Raw genomic sequence first — 20,431 nt, 5'->3', positions numbered from 1 at the left:
TATATTCTTTATTTCACTGTTAAAGAGAATTGCTAAAAATATTAATTTATAATGTTAGGTTATTTGCATGGCTAGTGCTCTGTGATTCGTTAGAATTACTGATCGCTCAAAAACACCTGAATAAGCTCTCTACGATTCGTTAGCGAACCACACACATCTCACCATAGTCCGCAGCCAAATGAGCCCCCTCGGCAGGCCTTTCCTTCACGCTCCCCATAACCCCATTTCTCTGCAAAATTTACTCCGCGCAAAAAAGGACGAAACAGAATCGTTCTCTGTCCCGCCCTGCATCTCTTCTATTCACAGCCTTTTAATAACATTTTAAAACCTTCCTATTAATACTGGCATCTGCTTCCCAAGTCGTTCACCTAGGACTTCGAAAGTTCAATAAAGCCTTCTCCGAATACGTCACGTACATCATGAATGGTAATGAAGGCAATCTCATCTTCGGCCCGCACAATTTTTTTGAGCATCGGGACCTCTTGTTTACTGATGACAATATACAGAATCTCCTTTGGATTCTTCGTATAATAACCGTGACCAGACAGAACTGTAACCCCGCGATCCATTTTTTCAATAACCTGCTTCGCAATCTCATCCTGCTTGGAGGAGATAATCATCACTGCTTTTTTCGGATTCAGTCCTTCAATAATAAACTCCATCGTTTTGGTTCCGACAAACAGAAGCACGATGGTACACATCAGACCTTGCGGCCCAATAATGAAGTATGAAGAGAACGCTACAATCAGATCAAAGAACAGCAAGCCGTAGCTGATGCTCCAGTCCAGATATTTGTTTGCCAGCCGTGCCAGAATAACCGTTCCCGCTGTTGTGCCGCCCACTTTCACGATCAAACCGATCCCCAGACCCGCAAAGACACCCGCAAAAATGGTGTTTACCCACAGCTCATTCGAAGCAATGCTCCAGTCTTCTGTCAAATGCAGGAACAAAGAGTTAAAAACAACCGCGATAATGGTGTAAACCGTCGTTGTTTTGTCCAGAAATTTATAACCTACAATTAATAAAATACCGTTAAGAATCAGGTTCATCAGCCCTGGTGACCAATGAAATAGATAATACAGAATGATCGTAATGCCTGTTACGCCGCCCTCTGCAAGATCATTAGGGATGACAAACAGATTGACCGCCAGCGCAAACAAAAATGCACCCGCCATAAGAAATAAAATATCCGTAATTCTTTTTTTCATTTAAGCACTCCATCCAATCCATGCAAAATGTACTTTTTCTCTCATCGCATCTGATGCTTCACTTACCAATTCACTTCACTTATCTGATTTTCAACCTGAATCTTCATCGTACATAACCAGGTCTGTAATCATATCTCATCATACATAACCCAGCTTGAATCTTATCTCATCATACATAACCCGGCCTGCTCATCTGATCCTGCCTATGATGTCATATACACTCAAGGATTGATTTTACCATGCTCACCGCAAAATTTGTATACAAAATACAAATTGTTGCGTAAATTGTGCAAAGGAAATATGAAAACGTCATCTTTTCACCATGCTGTATCCCTGCCTTTGTACCGTTGACCATGACAAATGTCATGCTCCATGCTTGATATTCATCATTACAGCAGGCTGACATTTGTGACTTACTGTCACGAGCGCATTCTTTTACAATGATAAAAACGCTTCCCTACAGGATACATAACGGGAATCGCCTGATACAGCGAACTACGGTTGTATCCAAATAAGGAGGAACATGCATGAGCAGAAGCAAAGAAATGGCGCTGAAAAAAGAAGTGACCCCTTTTGAAAAAAATGACCTCAAACTTAGTATCCGACAATTAATCAATACATTGCTTCCCCTCTTTTTACTGTGGGCCGCTGCTTATTACAGCTTATCCATCTCGTACTGGCTTACCTTTCCTATCGCACTGGTGGCATCGGGGTTTGTCCTGCGCACGTTTATTATTTTTCATGACTGCTGTCATGGCTCATTCTTCAAAAGCAAACGGGCCAACGATATCCTAGGTACGATCACTGGAGTATTAACGCTGACTCCCTACCAGCAATGGAAAAACGAGCATGCCATTCACCATGCCACCAGCGGCAATCTCGACAAACGCGGTGTAGGTGATATATGGGTAATGACAGTGGACGAATACAAGGCGGCTACACCCTGGATGCGTCTCTTCTACCGCGTATACCGGAATCCCGTTATCATGTTTGGCATCGGACCTATCTATGTGTTTCTGCTTGCCTACCGTTTCAATCGCAAAGCAGCCAGACGCAAGGAACGAATCAATACCCATGTAACGACCGTTTTGATTGTTGCATTGTACAGCTTCATGTGCTGGCTGATTGGCTGGCAGGCCTTTGTTATGGTGCAGGCACCCGTATTTTTCTTCTCCGGCTTCTTCGGCATCTGGCTGTTCTATGTACAGCATCAATTCGAAGAGACGTATTTCGAACATGAGGACGAGTGGAGTTACGTCAAGGCTGCTGTAGAGGGCAGCTCGTATTACAAGCTGCCTAAGCTGCTGCAATGGATCAGTGGTAACATCGGATTCCATCATGTGCATCATTTGAGCCCGCGAGTTCCAAATTATTATCTGGAGGAAGCTCATAACGCCACCCCTCCTTTGCAAAAGGCAACCACAATCACACTTCGCTCCAGCCTGGTGGCTCTTCGTTTCCGTCTGTGGGATGAGCAGAGCAAACAATTTATCAGCTTCCGTGAGCTGAATCGAAAGTCACGAAAAAACTATGTAGGCAGAGCCTTATCCGAGTAACCAGACAAACGGGTCTGACAGAGAAGTAATCACTCTGCCGGATTCGTTTTCTTGTATTCAGGCGGCAGTCGTGCTACAGTCAGGCTAAAGTTAGGTAAGCTGTTGCTCAAGGAGGAGAATCATATTCAGAAATGGTCACAGGTTTTTTATAAAAATACAGGCTTGAATCCGTACGTGTGGCTTGTCTTTTTCATCCTGCCCTTCTATTACATCTCTCAATATTCCAAGGTTTGGACGATGGTCACCGGCATTATTATTATCCTTGTCTTTTTTGTGTGTTATCTGCTCGCCTTTATCACCAAAGGATGGCAGGTCTACATGTGGATTGGACTACTAATTGCGATCTCTATAACGATGACAATTGCATATGACTATGCTTACTTCTCATTGTTTCTTGCTTTTTTTATTGGCAATATTAAAAATAAAGCCGGATTTTTCACACTCTATTCAGTAAATCTCGGCGCAAGCTTCCTGACGGTCAACTATGGCTTTATCAATCAAAGCTCCCTGCTGCTTAGTCAGTTTCCCTTTGTATTCATCAGTCTGATGGCGTCCATCCTGCTCCCGATCAGCACGTATAACAAAAACAAGCGTGAGCAGCTGGAGGGAGAGCTGGAAAGTGCCAACAAACGATTGGATGATCTGGTGAAAATGGAGGAGCGGCAGCGCATTGCCCGTGATTTGCATGATACGCTAGGTCAGAAGCTCTCGCTGATCGGTCTCAAAACCGATCTGGCGAAACGATTGATTCGGAAAAATCCGGATCAGGCGATCATCGAATTAAACGAGCTGAGACAAACGGCCAGTACCGCCCTCAAGGAAGTGCGTGATATGGTAACAACGATGCGTGGAACGCAGCTTGTGGATGAGCTGTTTCGGGCAGAGCAGATTTTGAAGGCTGCATCCATTCAATTTATTTTACACGGCAGCCCCAAGTTACAGGAAACCTCGCAGCTGAATGAGAATGTTCTCGGCATGTGTCTGAAGGAAGCGGTGACTAATGTGGTCAAACACAGTCAGGCATCGGCATGTACGATTACAATAGAAGAAACACCCTCACATAACGTATTAACAGTGCAGGATAATGGACTTGGCATCGAGCGTACACGCAAGCAGGATCGCCGGGGAACCGGCATCCTCGGAATGAAGGAACGACTTGAATTTGTGAATGGCTGCATAGACATTAAGACAGGTTCAGAACGACAAGGCACAGCTGTTATCATTCATGTGCCCAAGTTGGTTCGCAAACCTATGAAGGAGGATGAAGAATGATCAGAATCGTCATTGCTGAAGATCAGCGCATGATGCTTGGTGCGTTATCTTCCCTGCTTAATCTGGAGGATGATATGGAGGTTGTTGGACAAGCCAGCAATGGTCAGGAGGCGCTTGCCCTTGTGCAGCAGCATGCACCGGACATCTGTTTGATGGATATTGAAATGCCCGTCAAGAGTGGGCTAGAAGCAGCAGAAGAGCTGAAAGGCATGAACTGTAAAGTCATCATCCTCACTACGTTTGCCAGAACCGGATATTTCGAGCGAGCGCTTAAAGGCGGCGTACGAGGTTACCTGCTCAAGGATAGTCCGATTGAAGAGCTCGCCGAGGCAATCCGTCAAGTGATGAACGGCAGACGTATTTTCGCCCCCGATCTGGTGGACGAGGCTTATGTCGAGGAAAATCCGCTCACTGAACGTGAGCATGCGGTCCTTGGCCTGATGGCTGATGGAAAAAACACCAAGGAAATTGCCGGTCATCTGTTTATCACAACCGGAACCGTTCGGAATTATATTTCCATCATTCTCAACAAGTTAAATGCAAGCAACCGCATTGAAGCCATCACCCGCTCCAAGGAAAAGGGCTGGTTCAAGTAAGCGTAATACATCTGAACTTATACCAGAGAAAATAACAAAAGCTTGGTATAGGAGCCTTTCCCTATACCAAGCTTTTTGGTGATATGTCATAACCGACGAATCACGTTTGCGACTGATTTAATCCAGATGATCATTCATTATTTGACGGATACCACCATATCAAGGGCATCCAGAGGCACCTGACTTGTTTTCAACTGATGAATTTGCTTGCCATCCTGCCACGAGATCGTCACTTGAACAGTTTTACCCCCACTTGCATAGTCTACCTGGACAAATCCTTTGTCTTTGGGCGCCGGGAGCCTATGGGATTCCAGATATTGCACGATTTTCTTGGCAATCGCCGGATTGTTCATCTGATCCTCGGAGACAGAGTGAATTTGCAGTGTCCAGCGCCCCTCCTGCCAAGTCAGATACTGACTGCCAGCCGCACCTTCTGCTAATCCCTTAATGCCATGTCCCAAGTCTACGGCCATATCGTCAGGAATGTTTTTCAGATCCGTTTCTGGAAAAAGTTCAGTTTGATTCATACTATCGGAGGATTTCACCTCGTAACTGGCAAGCCAGGACGCTTTACTATCCGATGCCGTTAATGATGAGTCATTTAAAGCCACTGGTTCAGCCACCATGTAGAAGTTCACCAGTAAAGCATCGGAACGGTTAGTTGCGATGTTTGCACCCAAATATTGACCTTTATTAAGTGGAAATGAAGTCGGAAGTTTCACATGTTGCAGCTTCAACTCACCGCGAAGCGCCTTCACAACATCATTAACATCTGACAATTTTGATGGAGACTTGCTCCCATTGGAGACAGCCGAGCCTTCGTTTCCTGTACCTGCATTGGCACTATTAGATGGATTAGTGTTCGTGCCCGTTGCTGCTCCAGAAGTTCCGCTATTCGAAGCAGTATTGCTCCCGCTACTCGTTTGAGTCTGCTCTCCAGACGTAGAAACAGAGGTGCTGCCTGTGGATGCCTGGTTCGATTGTTCGCCAGCGCAGCCCGTGAGAGCCAGTAAAACGGCTGTTGTCACCGGAATGGTCATCCAGAGATTTTGTTTTTTCATGTTGTGTACCTCCTCAGGTCAAGCTTGATCAGCTTTTACGTTGATTTTCGTTTGTTCACTTAACGCTTGTCATTCCAGAAATTGACCGGCTGCACGTTCTTCGTTAGTACTTCAAATTGATATCCTTCAGCCTTCAGTGTTTTCAGCACTTGAGGCAATACCTTCAGTGTTGCTTCCTGATCATGCATCAGCACAACCGGTGTGGTGCCCTGCTTTTTCACATTGTGCACCTGCTGCATCACGTTATTGTATACCTTCTGATGATCCTTCTTGTATTTCCAGTCCAGTGAATCTACATTCCAATCCCAGAGATGGAACCCTCCCTGACCCAGAAGCACATTACGATATGCAGATTTAAGATATGGCTTACTGCCATATGGTGTGCGCACCAGACTCGTTTTGACTCCGGCAACCTTGTTGAGACTTTCATTCGCTTGCTGCATTTCCTTCAATCCGCTGTAAGCTGATTTGTAAAATTTCCCCGGAACATGGGTCACACCATGCAGTCCAAGTCCATGACCTTCTTTTACAATTCGCTTGGTCGCTTGCTGATATTGTTCCATATGAGGCCCAAGCATGAAAAATGTAGCTTTCACTTTGTATTCATCCAAAATATCGAGAAGCTTACCCGTATGAGCTGTAGGACCATCATCGAACGTCAGATAGATGATTTTGGCATTGGCTTTGCTTGCAGCCTTATCAGCAGATGCTGCTGTTGCAGTAGCAGACAGCGGCAGGAACAACAACGGAAACAATAGTAGAATAGCAAGTGTAGTTGTTAGTGTTTTACGAATATGTAGCATAATGAAAACGTCTCCCTTGTGTGTGTTTTTCCCCGGGTGTGTGATCGTTCTTACTCGTATCCCATGGCGATTAATGTTAATAGTATCAGAGATTCTCCATGCTCTTCTCGCTCCAAAGGCTACGGTAGAGTTACACTTTTGTCAGATAAACATAAAAATTAAAACGATTTTGATAGATTTTAATCGTTGACAAATGCCCGTGAGAGTAGATCATAAGATAGATACATTGTGACATATTGTCTATTACCCTATTTGAGCAATTTGATAGACTCGGCTTCTTTCTATTTTACAAACACAGCAAAAAAGCTTGCACGCATGCAAGCTTTCTTCCGCACAATGTTAGCATTTGAAAGGGGTTCTCTTAAACAAAAAGTTTGTAATCTTTAATGGTACTCTTACATCTTTCATTGTCAATTGACCTTTCTGTACAAGCGACCCTTTCGCAGATACGTAACTTGATGTACGGTATGTACCAGAAAAGCCTTATTCCGCAGGAGCGGTGAATGAACGTTTGGCGAACTCCGCATCCAACATGTAGAAGGCGTTGCTGTCATTTTCAATACGGCGCAGCTTCTGAATGATGTTATCAAACAAAGCTTCCTCTTCTACCTGCTCATCGATGAACCATTTGAGGAAATACATCGTAGCGTGTTCACGCTCATTCAGTGCGATATCCGCGAGCGCATAAAACTTTTTGGTGTTTTGCTGTTCATGGGCATAACCATGCTCAAATACATCCAGCATGGAGCTGTATTCGTTCTTTGGTTCAGGCATCGCTGCAAGTGTAGCACGGTGTCCGCGGTCGTTCAGGAATTTGTAGATTTTCATACCATGGAACCGTTCCTCTTCCGCTTGCACAAGGAAAAAGTTCGCAAAACCGTCAAGGCTTTTGCTGGAACAATATGCGGCCATCGCCATATATACATGAGCGGAATAAAATTCAAAGTTCATCTGCTCGTTCAACGACGCAGTCAGTTCTTGACTCATGATGGAGCACCTCTTTCTTTTCATTGGAATAGTTTTATTTTACCATAACGTGAAAGGTGCTTGCATCCGAAATTCTACAATATTCGTCAAACGTGTCATGAAGCAGCGTGTTCCGTCTAAACGAAATCAAAAAAGCTCTACCGTGACGGTAGAGCTCCTTTCGATCGTGGGTTGCGATCATTATACCAAGAACGCTTTGGAGATGATAACCAACAGGATGAACAGAACCAGAATCGCGCCTACAGAAGTAAAACCACCGTAGCCGTAACCTCTTGTTTCTCCACCTACAACTTCGCTCATTGACTGTACCTCCTCTGCAACAGGTATGGGTTATCTTATGCAGAGAAGAGCACTTTGACAGGGCGAATGCCCTATTATTCAAATGCTGTTTTCTTCTTTTTGAATTAATACCGTGGCGACTGGACCTGCATAATATCCATAAAAGGTACTTTTGCCGTGAACTCCTCTTCCGTATGCTCCACATGAACGAGCCGGGTACGGGAATCCATTTTTACAATAATGCCCTGCACCTGCTCCTCCTTGCCCCAGACCGTTAACAGCACCTCTGAACGTTCATGAAAAGCTTCTACCAGTTGATTTCCCAGCTCCTCCAGTTCAAACTCATCCCGTGTGGGTCTTTTTGCAACTTTTGCTTTGGCCAATGCGGCTGCCTCCTTTACTCCGACGTCCCGATTCCACGGTTGATTGCCGAGTGCATATTCAGCTAGTATACCATTCATTTACGTTTGTGTAATGCCTTACTCATCTCTGTCTTCGATCAGAATACTGTATTCGTTTGATCTGGACTCTCCCGAACGTTTGTGTTCGTTCAACTCATATGTGTAAAACGCAGTCAAATATCCCCGTTGTATGCCTGTATATTCAGAATCCAGCTGCACAACGTATGCCAGTTTTTTGGACATATTCGGGCTCAGCTCACCAATATGAAGGCTTCTTGGCGTTGAATACTCCGGCACATGAAGCTGCATATGGCCACCTTCCTGTGCCACCCATTTTGCACCAGGTGGAAGCAGGTTCCCCAATTGCACGCGAGCAGACAGTGTGCCCGCATTGGTTACCCTTACTTGAAACGTAACTGTCCCCCCCTGCTCCACGCTGTCAGGGACAACGTTGACCATCACCTGAATTACAGGAGCCTGAAGACGGAGCACTGCTTCATTGGAAACCAGCCTGCGCTGAATAATGCGAGAGTCTGGCATGCGGTAGGTGTACAGCAACAAGGCCTGATTCACAAATGTGGAGCTAACCCCTGATCCCACTTGAGCTTCAAATTCAATATGGAGCCCGGAACGCGCAGTCAATGTCCCTAGATCTATTACTGCACCTGGCTTGGCACCTGGACGCTTGACCCCGTTCCAGCTCATACTGCCCTCCACAAAGGATAATGCCGCGGGCAGAACATCCTGCAGTTTGGCATCCACTGCATATCCGCTGTCATTAGAAACCGTGATATGATACCGCACCGAATCACCAGGTGCTGCTGAAGTCGGTGACACCTTTTTTACGATGGAAATCTGAGGCTCAACCACCAACAGTGTGACCTCATTTGAATAAACGGTCTCTCTTCTGCTCGCTGTGACGTATGTCAAGACAGCTATGCTGGATAACGGTTCCAAGCTTTGCCCGCCTGCAACCTGGATACGGTATTGAATACGAACGGTACTGCCTGGTCCGATCTCTCCCAGTTCAATGCCGTTGTCTGGCGTAACCTGAGGAGCAAACATGTCGTTAATCATCACACTTGCAGGAATAAAGACCGTACCTTGTGGCAAAGTCACTGTCACGTATGCATCTGTCGCCGCAGCAAAACCCGGATTGCTCACCATGACTGTATACATTAAAATATCGCCTGCAAAGGTATGCGTCCGGTCTACTTGTAAACTCACTTCCAACCGTGACGTCTCTATCCCGACCTCTACCATGTTGGACTTCTCACGTCCATTAACGGTTCTGCCTTCCGAGGTGTCAAACTCATAATACACTTCTGCCTGATTCATTAGCTGCAGTGACGGGGGCACTTGAACAACAACAACCTGAAAATGGTAATTCAGGACAGAGCCGGGTGTGATCTCTGCAGGAGGCAGACCTTCCGCCGGGGAGACTCCAGGCAGTGGAATGCCGTCCCTGAGCACACTGTTGGGCAGAAGAGAAGTTGCTTGCGTGAGCAGGTCAACCACACGGACTCTTGCCGTGCGGTTTCCTGTATTAACGATCTCAATGTGATAGGTCAGAGATTGCCCCAAGGCTGCTGTTGTTACATTACAGCTTTTGCTGACTTTGATTCTTGGACCAACCCAAGGTGTAACGACCGTATTGGAATAAGCCACCTGTTCCAGTTCAGTCGTACCCGAGCTGAATCGAACCAGGGACTGATTCTTTAACCAGTGGGACAACATACCTGGAACCTCACTCATATCACCACAACCTCAACATTAAATGTAACCGTGATCGAAGCTCCGGCTGCAATCGAACCAAGAGTAATGCCTGTGTTCGGATTTCCTGTCGGTCTTGCCACACCATCTACCACCACACTGCCCGGAACAAATACGGTTCCAGCCGGAACAGGGTCTACCATAACAACGTTGTTTACTGCCTCAATCCCGCTGTTGGTCACCACAACGGTGTAGGTAATGACATCACCAACGACAGCATCAGTGGCACTTGTGCTTTTGGTCACAACGACATTAGGAGCCGAGACCGGAATGATGAGCACATTGGATGAGACCGTTCCTGTCAGCTGACGTCCGTCTGGCGGACTAAAGGTATAATTAGCTGTAGCCTGGTTAATCAGCTGCTGATTTTGAGGAAGGGAGTCCACTGTAACCCCTAATGTAACCGTTACGTTCACGGAACCACCCGGTGGAATAGCGCCGACAAGAATGCCTGTTTCGGGATTCGCTCCTGGCTGCGGTACACCGTCAATCAGTACACTGTTTGGGAGAAGCACAGCGCCGCTCGGAATGTTATCGGTCAGTGTCAGATTCGCAACAAGGTTACCGCTGTTATTAATCGTAAAGGAATACACAATGTTGTCACCAATCGTAGCATTGGATGTGCTGGCTGTTTTGGATACAGTCACAATCGGCTGATAGATTGGAGTAATCACAATATTGGAATACGCTGCGCCCGAGAATACCCCGGATGTAAAGCTGACCGCAGATTGACTGCTGACTTGCGATGGTGAAGGCAGTGTATTGACCCGCACAGCATAGGATACTGCTATCGATTCGCCAGGTGCTAATGAACCAAGCGCAATACCGAGCGCAGGATTGGCTGAAGCACGCGGTGTACCGTTGACCAATACACTTCCCGAAACAAAGGTGGTCGCCGGGGCAATCGGATCAGTCAGGACAATGTTGTTAACCGGATCAATGCCGTTATTGGTCACGACCATCTCATAAACAATCGTGTCCCCTACAACCGCATCTGTCGATGTCGTTGTTTTTACAACCGTGACATTCGGTGCTGACACTTGAATATTCAGCGCGTTGGATGCGAGGCTTCCCCCAAGTGTTCTTCCATCAGGCAGTGTGTAGCTGTAAGTAGCAGAAGCCTGATTGGTAATAGACTGACTTGCCGGGAGTGTCGTAATAACAACCGAAAAGGTAACAATGGTTGTCGTTGATACAACCCCGAGTGAAATCCCCGAAGCCGGATCAGCCCCAGGTGCGGATATTCCGTTCACAATGACACTGTTCGGAACAAACTCGGTGCCAGCAGGAATCGTATCTGTCAGCGTGACCGCCGCACCATAGTTCCCGGTATTATTAACGGCGATGCTGTAGATCACGGTATCCCCTACCGTAGCTATCGTTTGATCTCCTGTTTTGACCGCAGCCAGAATAGGCTGATATACCGGCGTTGATACGGTATTTGAAAACGCAGTCGCCGAAAGTGCTCCCGACGTAAAACTTACGGTGGATTGATTATTCAGCACAGCAGGAAGCGGAAGGCTTGTGACTCTCACACTAAATACAACGGTCACTGTAACCCCGGGTGCAATGGAACCCAATGTAATGCCTGTAGATGGACTGGCATTAGGGCGCAGCACACCATCCACAAAGACACTTCCCGCCGATAGTACGGTACTAGCGGGTAAAGCATCTGTAAAAATCACATTGCTGACATTTTCAATGCCATTATTGGTTATCGCGATACTGTATGTGACGGTATCCCCGACAGAAGCGGCTGTCGAAGTCGTTGATTTGACAACCTGCACGTCAGGCGCAGACACAGGAATGGTCAGCACATTGGACTGCACACTCCTCGTAATGTTTCTTCCGTCGGGCAGTGTAAAGGATAAGGCTACCGTAGCCTGATTTATCAGTTGCTGCGGGCTGGGCAGCGTCTCGATCACAACGGAAAACGTAATTGTCGTTGTCGCGCCAGCAGCTACACTTCCTGCAGCGATTCCTGAGGCCGGATCAGCTGCCGGGAGCGGCTGACCGTTTATGATCACACTGTTGGGCACAAGCACCGTGCCAGTCGGCAAATTATCTGACAGATTGATCAGTGCCGCAAAATTCCCCTGATTACTTACATTGATAGTGTAGCTGACGGTATCACCTACGGTCGCATTCTGTGTACTTGCTGTCTTCTGTGCTGTCAGAACGGGCTGATATACAGGCGTACTGACCGTATTGGAGAACGTTGTTCCAGAGAATGTGCCTGACGTGAAGCTTACCGTTGAACGATTGCTTAACTGATTGCCTGGAGGAATATCGCTAACTCTAACACTGAACGTAACAATGGCTGTGCCTCCGGGCGCGAGGGTTCCAAGCGGAATGCCTCCTGATGGACTGGCCGCTGGCTGTGATACAGAATTTACCGTAACACTGCCTGTTATGAACGTGGAGCCGGCAGGAATCGGATCTGAGAACTGCACACTGTTCACAGGTGCGATACCACTGTTCGTAACCACGATAGAATACAAGACCGTGTCTCCTACAGTTACGGAGGTAGATGTTGTACTTTTGACCACCGTTACGTTAGGAGAGGAGACTGGGAAAGTCAGTGTATTGGAGGTTGCTGTCCCGGTTAACGTTCGTCCATCTGGCGGTGTAAAGGTAAAGGTTGATGATGCAAAATTGCTGAGCTGCTGCGGAGATGGAAGCGAATCTACAACGACAGCAAACGTTACAATTGCCGTTGCTCCGGCAGCTACAATGCCGACAGGAATGCCTGCGCCAGGTGTCACTCCCGGTTGCGGCAGACCCGAAACAACAACACTGTTAGGCACAAGCGTCGTTGCTGCCGGGATTGTGTCTGTTACAGTCACATTTGCTTGCAGATTGCCCGTATTGCTTACTGCAATGGTATAAACAACGGTATCACCAACGGTAGCATTGACTGTATTGGCCGTTTTGACGAGAGCAATCTGCGGCTGTATGACAGGGGTCTGTGTTGTATTGGAAGATGAAGAACCCGAGAACGAACCGGAAGTAAAGCTGACCGTCGACTGATTGCTAATCTGGGAAGGAATCGGCATAGTTATCCTCACCTCAAAAGTTACGGTGACTTCGGCTCCAGGCGCCAAAGTCCCGATTGGGATGCCGGCGGTCGGATTGGAGAGCGGTGATGCATTTCCGTTCACCAGGACACTTCCGGGTATAAATGGGGTGTTCGAAGGCAGCGGGTTGGCAAATACCACATTGTTGACAGCGGTTGTTCCATTATTTCGAATCACGGAGGTGTAGCGAATCACATCCCCGGACACCGCATAGTCAGCATTATCACTGTTAACAACACTAACGTTAGGCAAGGATACCGGAATGCTGATCGTGTTGGACGGTACAAAGGATGTAATGACTCTCCCGCTTGGCAGTGTGTAGTTGTATGAAGCAACCGCCTGATTAATCAACTGCCTTGCATTAGGCAGACTTGTCACATTTGCAAGAAACGACAACGTAACGGAAGCTCCTGCTGCCAGAGTACCGAGACTGATTCCCGTGTTTGGACTAACCCCCGGTGAAGGGTTGCCGTTGATCAGTACGCTGTTCGTTACAAATAGAGCTCCGGCAGGAACCGGGTCGGTGAGTGTAATAACAGCCGGAATGTTGCCTGAGTTGGTAATCTGGATATTGTAATTGAACGTATCTCCGACGGTCAGACTCGATGTACTCGCGGATTTGACCACTTGAATGACTGGCTGATAGATCGGCGTATTCACTGTAACTGAGGAGGACACTCCACTAAAGCTTCCTGAAGTAAAGGCAGCACTTGCACGATTACTGACCACACCCGAGGTCGGTACAGCTGTGACCCTCGTCTGATACCTGACCGTCACCACTGCAGCACTGTTCAGCGTGCCAAGAGCGATGCCGGCAACAGGACTTGCATTCGGTTGTACAGATCCGTTAACGGTAACACTACCCGCGATAAAGTCTGAACCCGCAGACGGTGTATCCGAAAGAACCAGATTCTGTACTGCACTTGCTCCTGCGTTCGTAAGGATAACGGTATAAGTGAGTGCATCTCCGACAGCAGCATCTGCTGTGTTCACTGTTTTTGATATGCTGATGTTGGGCGCTGATGCAGGAATGCGGACAGTGTTGGAGACTGAACTGCCGGATAGATTACGTCCGCTGGGAAGCTGATACGTATAAGAGGCCGTTCCCTGATTTTCTAGAACTGGCGGCGAGGGTAACGTCGCAAGTGATGCGCGGAATACGACGGTTGCACTGCCGGCAGGTGCAAGAGACCCCAATGTAATTCCGGTTAATGGGCTTGCCCCTGGTCTTGCTGTACCATTTACCGTCACCGAATCAGGCACAAATGTCAGACCGGCCGGAATGGTATCGGTCACGTTTACTTGTGCTGCCAGATTTCCGGTATTCGTGACCTGCAATGTGTACGTAAGCTGATCTCCGAGTGTTGCATTCGTTTCACTTGCCGACTTCACGATACTGATTACGGGCTGATACACAGGTGTTGTAATGGAATTTGAATTGGAGATGCCTGTAAACGCACCTGAGCTGTAGGAGACAGAAGCCCGGTTAAGCAGTGATGCTCCCGTTGGCAGCGACTGAACAGTGACTTGAAAAGTCACCGTTGCGGAGGCACCTGCATTTAATGTACCCAGTGTAATTCCGCTGGCTGGATTGGAAGCAGCTACGTTTGTCCCCCGAACCGTTACACTTCCAGGTACAAAGCTCAGACCCGAAGGAATGCTGTCCGTCAATATCACATTGTTGATCGGCTGGATGCCTGCATTCGTTGTGACTACGGAATACGTGAAGGTTTCTCCCACGGCAACATCCGTGACTGTTGCCGTTTTAAGAACGGTTACGTTAGGCAGCGTTACCGGAATGGTAAGTGTGTTGGAAGCCACCGTGCCTGAAATCGTCCGTCCATCGGGGGAATTAAATGAATAAGTAGCGGTGGCCTGGTCAACCAGGGTAGGGGGTGTAGGCAGCCCCGTCACGAGCACTTGAAACGTAATTGTGGTGACACTTCCTGCGGAAAGTGTACCCACATTCACCCCTGAAGCTGGATTAGCGCCCGCAACAACCGCTCCGTTCACACGGAAACTTCCGGCTACAAAGCTGCTTCCAGCCGGAATGTTGTCGGTGATCGTTACATTGGCTCCTACATTGCCTCCATTCGTCACCTGCAGCGTGTACGTCACCTGATCCCCTACTGTCGCATTTGATGTGCTTGCTGATTTCACGATGGACAGATTGGGTGAATAGACGGTGAGAACGGCATTATTGGACGGAATGATACCTGTAATAATTGAACCACCGGCTACGCTTTGAAAAGTAAAAGCTGCATTGGCTGAATTCACTAGCTGCAGGATGCTGGTATTGTTTGCTATGGCGGCACGGTAAGTAACAACAATGTTGGTTCCCAGACCCAATGAGCCTAAAGGTATACCGGATGTAACATCAAGTGTGGGCAGAGAAACCCCGGCTACAGTTACACTGCCAGGAACAAAAGTCAGACCCGTTGGCAGCGTATCAGACAGAACGACACTGGCTGCTTTGGCTGTACCGCTATTTGTAATTGTTGCAGTATAAAGGATACTGTCCCCGGCTACGGCTCCCGTTGCCGAGAAAGATTTCGACACCGTGATCCGCGGTGCATTAATGTCCACTTGTATGGCGTTGCCGTTGACGATGTAAGCATCACCGGATGTAGTGAGGGTCAGCACCGCCGAGGATTGATTATTGATCAGTCTTGCAGACACATCCACATTGGTGATGTCCCAGCCTTGACGTCCCCCTACGATGTTCGTTCCCGGTGCTCCATTAATCTGGTTCCGATTGCCGAAGGTTCCTGTTGTGTTAAGTGCTCCCGTATCCCCGTTAATTTGCGACGCAAAAAAATTAGCCGCCAGATTGTTCGGACCGGATAATGCCACTGAGGTTGCAGAGGTAGGCCCAAATAACGCCTGATCTCCTGTTCGGTTCGCATCTCCCTCCTGTGCACTGAATAATGCCCTGCCCCCCAAGGCTCCAGAGATTGGAGTTGCAAAACCTGTGAGTGTCGTCACCACCGGTGCTGAAGAAGCTTGCACCAGTACTCCCCCGGCTCTCAAGGACATGTTTCGAAAAGGCAGATTTCCGTTTTGGTAAATGACACCCAGCGTCCACCCTGCATGATTGGCTGTACTATCATTGGTAATGACGATTGTGCCAACGACTCCACCGGTTACGTATGTACCTGCCCCACCATTTTGCACAAGTGTCGTCACGTTCGCCGAACGAACGTACCCGGCAGCATTGTTCCCCAGATCAAACTGATTGTATGTAACCGGATCTGGCGTAATACTGAAGGTGCCCGCAGGGGTAGTGAAGGAAACCGGATTATTAATGGCGGAGCTGAGATTGACCGATCCGTTAATGTAACTTCCGCCCCAGATCAGTTCCGCATAGAGCACTGTACTCCCGGCAGGTAAGACCAGAATGGCAGTGGAACTGTTGCTTTGGTACAGACTCGTGGTGCCCGCCGGATACGTTCCGTATGTCAAGGACGTATTCGTGGTCGTAAACCCCCCGATACTGTCCAGAGTCCCTGGCACGCCAGCCGTATCTGATCGGCTTAGTCCAAGTGTGTTGCCTGTGAACGTAATAGCTCCTGTAGCGTTAACGGTTGAACGAACGACAAGAGGAATGAATATCACCTCCCATTCTGTAATGATTTAAATCATGCAACAAAGCCTTATTTCAGTCTATGTAGCCAAGTAAGTAAATTTGTATGTCCATTTCCCGAAAGTTGGTATTTCAACTGGGTATTTATGTAAGGTTTCTTGTCATGCTTTAAATAAAATCGCTTGCGTTTTGACAATTGTATCTTATAATCTACTTATACGAGAGTCATCTGTCGTATCATTTCTATGCAGTCAGCGGTGATATATGAACAGTTCATCAGTACATAACAGTCAGATCCCGACAGAGTATGAGAGCAAGCATTCCAAATGGATACGCAAAATGCTTCATGCCTACTGGGTTGTTGTCATTGTTCACTTTTTAATTCAGGTTGGTTGTTATCTTTTTCTTAAATATGACCGTACCCTTTCGGATTTTATAGTAAACATCCTGTTTTGGCCTACCGCGATCAGCATTGTTTGTATTTTGCTCTCCAGTTATGTAAATCGAAGGTTTCCTTCCTGCTCGTTCACAACGATGTCCGTTACCAGTACAGTAATCGCTTGGACCCTTATTCATGTCAATTACGATATAAGAATTATGCTCGCCATATGTCTGCTGCCTATCTTTGCTTCTGTGCTGTTCTTTAATAGCAAACGGGTATGGTTCGTTTTCTCCTTGCAAATGGCCGGTTACACTCTTCTTTTGTTCGATCCGGCTTACCGCGCATATTTAAGCTCGTTCGACATGGTGTCTATTCCTGCGTTTCTGATTATAGCTACTTATGTTGCACAAATCATTGTGACCAGCGGCGTGGAAGTGCTGGAGGATTTGCAGCAGAGTATGGAAGCCAAGCAGGAACTTATCGTGCGAAATGCCATCATTGCGAAGCAGTCCAAAACGGACGGGTTAACTAACCTGTACAACCAAAGCTCGTTTAAAGACTTTTATGAAAAAGCATTTGAATATGCCAATAGCGGCATGAGCCTGCATCTGGCTCTTATTGATATCGATAATTTCAAATTCATTAATGACACCTATGGACATCGGGTGGGAGATATCATTTTGGAGAAAGTATCCCGAATCATTCAAGAGAGCGTCACAGCAAGTGACATTGCAGCGCGGTATGGTGGCGAGGAGTTTGCCTTGTTAATGTTAGAGCAGTCTTTTGAACAGGCCTATAATTTGGTGGAGCAGATCAGACAGAAAATTTCGCTTATGGGCCATCTTGAACTTGAAGGAGCTGCAATCACCGTCAGCATCGGACTGAAAGGATACAATCTCAATCTGAGTAAAGACAAATTGTTTGAAGAAGTGGATGCCTGTCTGTATGCTGCCAAACGTACAGGAAAAAATAAAACGGTGACATCGCTGATTCCAGCCTGATCCACCGTCAATATGTACAAAAAAAGTTGTGTTGTATACCGTGACAAGCCATGGTACACCGCACAACTTTTTTCGTTATTTCACTTCTTCCTAGCTGCCCCAAGCCAAGTGAGTTGACTGCGTCAGACCGCCCACTCCCAGCGATGCCGATACTTTTCCAGCTTGGGATGCATATCTCCGGGCTGACCATCAACAATCAAACGTACCTGCTTGATCCACTCTGTGAACGAGTCAAAGGATGCCCATAGATTTGCCATCTCAGCCGTCATATATAGAAACAGAGGAGCCGCGTACTCTGTTTGGATATGCCTCAGCGCTGAGTCAATAGGTGTATACTTCTTTCGTTTCCCTTCCAATCCTTCTACCCGAATGGGCAATGACGAGTGATCGCGCCGCCATTCATGAAGACGATCCTCTCTCTGGTAAAAGGACTGCACCGCATCCCGGCTCATTCGTTTCACCGTGCTCTCATGCAGCGGATAAAGCACTAATTGTTTAAATGCTCGTGTATCCAGAATTGTAGCCGCTCGTTCGAGCTGCTCATCCGTTACATGCTGGAACGAGTCATAGAATACCAGTGTTCCTTTACGAGTCGGAGCTGCAGGTTCAAAGCCATACGGCACATTGGTGTATTTTCCAGACAAAGTTCTTTCCCTCCCCTCAACATACTTAGTATATACTACCGCCCCTGATCCAACTCGGAATAAAAAGTTACTCTGTTCTTACCCGCACGTTTGGAAAGATATAATGCTTCGTCTGCCATACGAATAATTTCACTTGGATTCGTACTATTCGTCGGATACTCGGCGCCTCCAATGCTGCAGCCGATGTGCACTCGTTCGTAATCAATGATAAAAGGTTTATTCAAGCTCTTGATAATATCCTGAGCATATTGAGTCGCTTCTTCTCTAGGAAAATCTCCAACAGAGCGAAGCACAATCAGAAATTCGTCACCCCCGAGCCGGACCGTGATGCCCTGCTCGTGACTTAAAGCAGTTAGCCGCTGAGCTACCTTTTGGAGCAGTACATCACCAGACTGATGTCCGAGCGTATCATTGACACTTTTGAAACCGTCCAGATCCAGATACAGGAAGGTCAGTGTATGATTTTCGCTTTCCATTTCCAGCGAGTCCTCAAGGTACACCTCAAGTGCTGTACGATTTTTGAGTCCGGTCAACTGATCATAATGAGCAAGACTTTGCATCACGACAAGTTCTGTGTCTTTATCCATAATTGAAGATACCATGTTGCGCAAGGAGCGAGACAGGTCCTCAATCTCCTTGATTCCTTTATTGTCCGGAATTTCAATACTCTCCCCAGCACCCAGCCGATTAGCCACTCTAGTCAGGCGAACCAGTGGTGCAGATATCCATCTGGAGATTAACCAGCCGAACAGTACAAACAACAGCGTAACGGTAAGACCGGTCCATATATTAAACCACATCAGGTCAATGATGGCAGCATACGCCGTAGATTTTACCTGTCTTATAATGATCGTCCAGCCCAAACCGGGATAGTCCCGATATCCCTGGCTGTATGCATACCCGGTGACGTATTCCTTGCCATCCGGCCACTTCTCACTTGACCAGGTGCTTTTGTCGTATCGGGCCTGGCTAATTCCTTGCAGCACCAACGATTTTCCAATCCATTCTTTCGGACCAAGCAGCACTGTATTGTCTTTTTTACTAATGATAAAAAATTCAAGATCCTTCTCTTCGCGTTCAAGGGGAAGAAGGACTGATTCTTCAACTTCTTTGGCCCACGCCCAGCTCAAATGAGCTGCCAGGACACCTCGAATTTTCCCCTGACTATCCTTGAGCGGAAAACTGATATCGACAAATTGCAGCGGCTCTCCCGACGGATTCGGCAGCAGTTTCGCCAGCAGCACTGCATTATGTACATCCCCTATAAACTTACCCTTGATTCCTTCTTGAAACACGGGCCGCTCTGACAAATTTTTGCCTAACAGCACTCCATCTGTAGCGGCGAGTACATTTCCTTTAGGGTCCATGTATCCAACCCAGGAGAAGGTGGGAAAACTATTTTGCAGCTGATCCAGCAGAATCTGGATATCGGCCGGGTTGAATTTATCATTTAACGACGACATATTGCCTAGAAGATTCATCTCCCCTGAGCGGGAATACATGAACCGATCCAGCTTGTCCGCTGCCTGTGCAGCCGTACCTTCCAGTGAATGTCCAATCTCTGTTTCTACAGCTACAAATGATTTTTTGCTGAAAATAGAGCCAATCGTCACGATGACCAGCAGAGATAATGCAGCAAAAATAACGGTAAGCACCGTTCTTAGTTTAAATGACATGATGGCCTCCTGCACCTACGATGAATCTTTCTTACAATTTTACCTGTCTAGACTCTCTGCTGTAAAACGGCAAGACATCGCTCTCTTCATTTTGAACTATATCGGCTTGCATCACCACTTTTTTTATATAAG

The 20,431-nt window shown here is 47.2% G+C and carries 14 protein-coding genes; 4 read left to right on the top strand and 10 right to left on the bottom strand.

What is annotated here, in order from left to right:
• Nucleotides 1–368 precede the first annotated feature (368 nt).
• On the bottom strand, nt 369–1,208 hold the full coding sequence (locus ACQSGY_RS10235) for a YitT family protein (protein WP_427051800.1): 840 nt from the start codon (nt 1,206–1,208) through the stop codon (nt 369–371).
• A 527-nt stretch (nt 1,209–1,735) separates the two neighbouring features.
• Here ACQSGY_RS10235 and ACQSGY_RS10230 point away from each other — a divergent pair.
• The 3 genes from ACQSGY_RS10230 (at nt 1,736) to ACQSGY_RS10220 (ending at nt 4,632) form a co-directional block, all read left to right on the top strand.
• Entirely contained in the window at nt 1,736–2,764 is a 1,029-nt protein-coding gene (locus tag ACQSGY_RS10230) for a fatty acid desaturase (RefSeq protein WP_216513686.1), read from the top strand.
• A gap of 123 nt (nt 2,765–2,887) precedes the next feature.
• Complete coding sequence (locus ACQSGY_RS10225) at nt 2,888–4,036, top strand: histidine kinase (protein ID WP_427051816.1); 1,149 nt, start codon at nt 2,888–2,890, stop codon at nt 4,034–4,036.
• On the top strand, nt 4,033–4,632 hold the full coding sequence (locus tag ACQSGY_RS10220; RefSeq protein ID WP_110896048.1) for a response regulator transcription factor: 600 nt from the start codon (nt 4,033–4,035) through the stop codon (nt 4,630–4,632). The genes ACQSGY_RS10225 and ACQSGY_RS10220 overlap by 4 nt, the downstream gene beginning before the upstream one ends.
• Before the next feature lie 137 nt (nt 4,633–4,769).
• On the opposite strand, the gene ACQSGY_RS10215 is transcribed toward ACQSGY_RS10220, so the two are convergent.
• The 7 genes from ACQSGY_RS10215 to ACQSGY_RS10185 all read right to left on the bottom strand — a co-directional run bounded on the left by ACQSGY_RS10215 (nt 4,770) and on the right by ACQSGY_RS10185 (nt 16,628).
• Nucleotides 4,770–5,693, bottom strand: coding sequence for a hypothetical protein (locus tag ACQSGY_RS10215; protein ID WP_427051799.1), 924 nt, complete (start codon nt 5,691–5,693; stop codon nt 4,770–4,772).
• Between the two features lie 59 nt (nt 5,694–5,752).
• A complete protein-coding gene (locus tag ACQSGY_RS10210) occupies nt 5,753–6,496 on the bottom strand; it encodes a polysaccharide deacetylase family protein (RefSeq protein WP_427051798.1) in 744 nt (247 codons plus the stop codon).
• A gap of 483 nt (nt 6,497–6,979) precedes the next feature.
• The gene (locus ACQSGY_RS10205; protein WP_110896046.1) at nt 6,980–7,483 is read right to left on the bottom strand and encodes a ferritin; all 504 of its coding nucleotides are present in this window, start codon (nt 7,481–7,483) and stop codon (nt 6,980–6,982) included.
• A gap of 180 nt (nt 7,484–7,663) precedes the next feature.
• On the bottom strand, nt 7,664–7,783 hold the full coding sequence (locus ACQSGY_RS10200; RefSeq protein ID WP_111272660.1) for a dihydroorotate dehydrogenase: 120 nt from the start codon (nt 7,781–7,783) through the stop codon (nt 7,664–7,666).
• A 104-nt stretch (nt 7,784–7,887) separates the two neighbouring features.
• Nucleotides 7,888–8,145: a YolD-like family protein gene (locus ACQSGY_RS10195; protein ID WP_090920584.1), complete on the bottom strand. Its 258-nt coding sequence runs from the start codon at nt 8,143–8,145 to the stop codon at nt 7,888–7,890.
• 96 nt (nt 8,146–8,241) lie between these two features.
• A complete protein-coding gene (locus tag ACQSGY_RS10190; RefSeq protein ID WP_427051797.1) occupies nt 8,242–9,918 on the bottom strand; it encodes a hypothetical protein in 1,677 nt (558 codons plus the stop codon).
• The gene (locus tag ACQSGY_RS10185; protein ID WP_427051796.1) at nt 9,915–16,628 is read right to left on the bottom strand and encodes a DUF7507 domain-containing protein; all 6,714 of its coding nucleotides are present in this window, start codon (nt 16,626–16,628) and stop codon (nt 9,915–9,917) included. Before ACQSGY_RS10185 ends, ACQSGY_RS10190 begins: the two co-directional genes overlap by 4 nt.
• A gap of 232 nt (nt 16,629–16,860) precedes the next feature.
• On the opposite strand from ACQSGY_RS10185, the gene ACQSGY_RS10180 reads away from it, so the two are divergent.
• On the top strand, nt 16,861–17,979 hold the full coding sequence (locus ACQSGY_RS10180) for a GGDEF domain-containing protein (protein ID WP_427051795.1): 1,119 nt from the start codon (nt 16,861–16,863) through the stop codon (nt 17,977–17,979).
• A 122-nt stretch (nt 17,980–18,101) separates the two neighbouring features.
• Here the strand turns inward: ACQSGY_RS10180 and ACQSGY_RS10175 are convergent, their stop codons facing one another.
• Together ACQSGY_RS10175 and ACQSGY_RS10170 are read right to left on the bottom strand one after the other, a co-directional pair.
• The gene (locus ACQSGY_RS10175) at nt 18,102–18,623 is read right to left on the bottom strand and encodes a hypothetical protein (protein ID WP_427051794.1); all 522 of its coding nucleotides are present in this window, start codon (nt 18,621–18,623) and stop codon (nt 18,102–18,104) included.
• A gap of 35 nt (nt 18,624–18,658) precedes the next feature.
• On the bottom strand, nt 18,659–20,299 hold the full coding sequence (locus ACQSGY_RS10170; RefSeq protein ID WP_427051793.1) for a diguanylate cyclase domain-containing protein: 1,641 nt from the start codon (nt 20,297–20,299) through the stop codon (nt 18,659–18,661).
• Nucleotides 20,300–20,431 lie beyond the last annotated feature (132 nt).

It is taken from the genome of Paenibacillus sp. TC-CSREp1 (assembly GCF_050171015.1).
Classification (GTDB): domain Bacteria; phylum Bacillota; class Bacilli; order Paenibacillales; family Paenibacillaceae; genus Paenibacillus; species Paenibacillus silvae.
The sequence above is the reverse complement of the archived record's forward strand: the minus strand, read 5'-3'. Positions and strand labels throughout refer to the sequence as shown.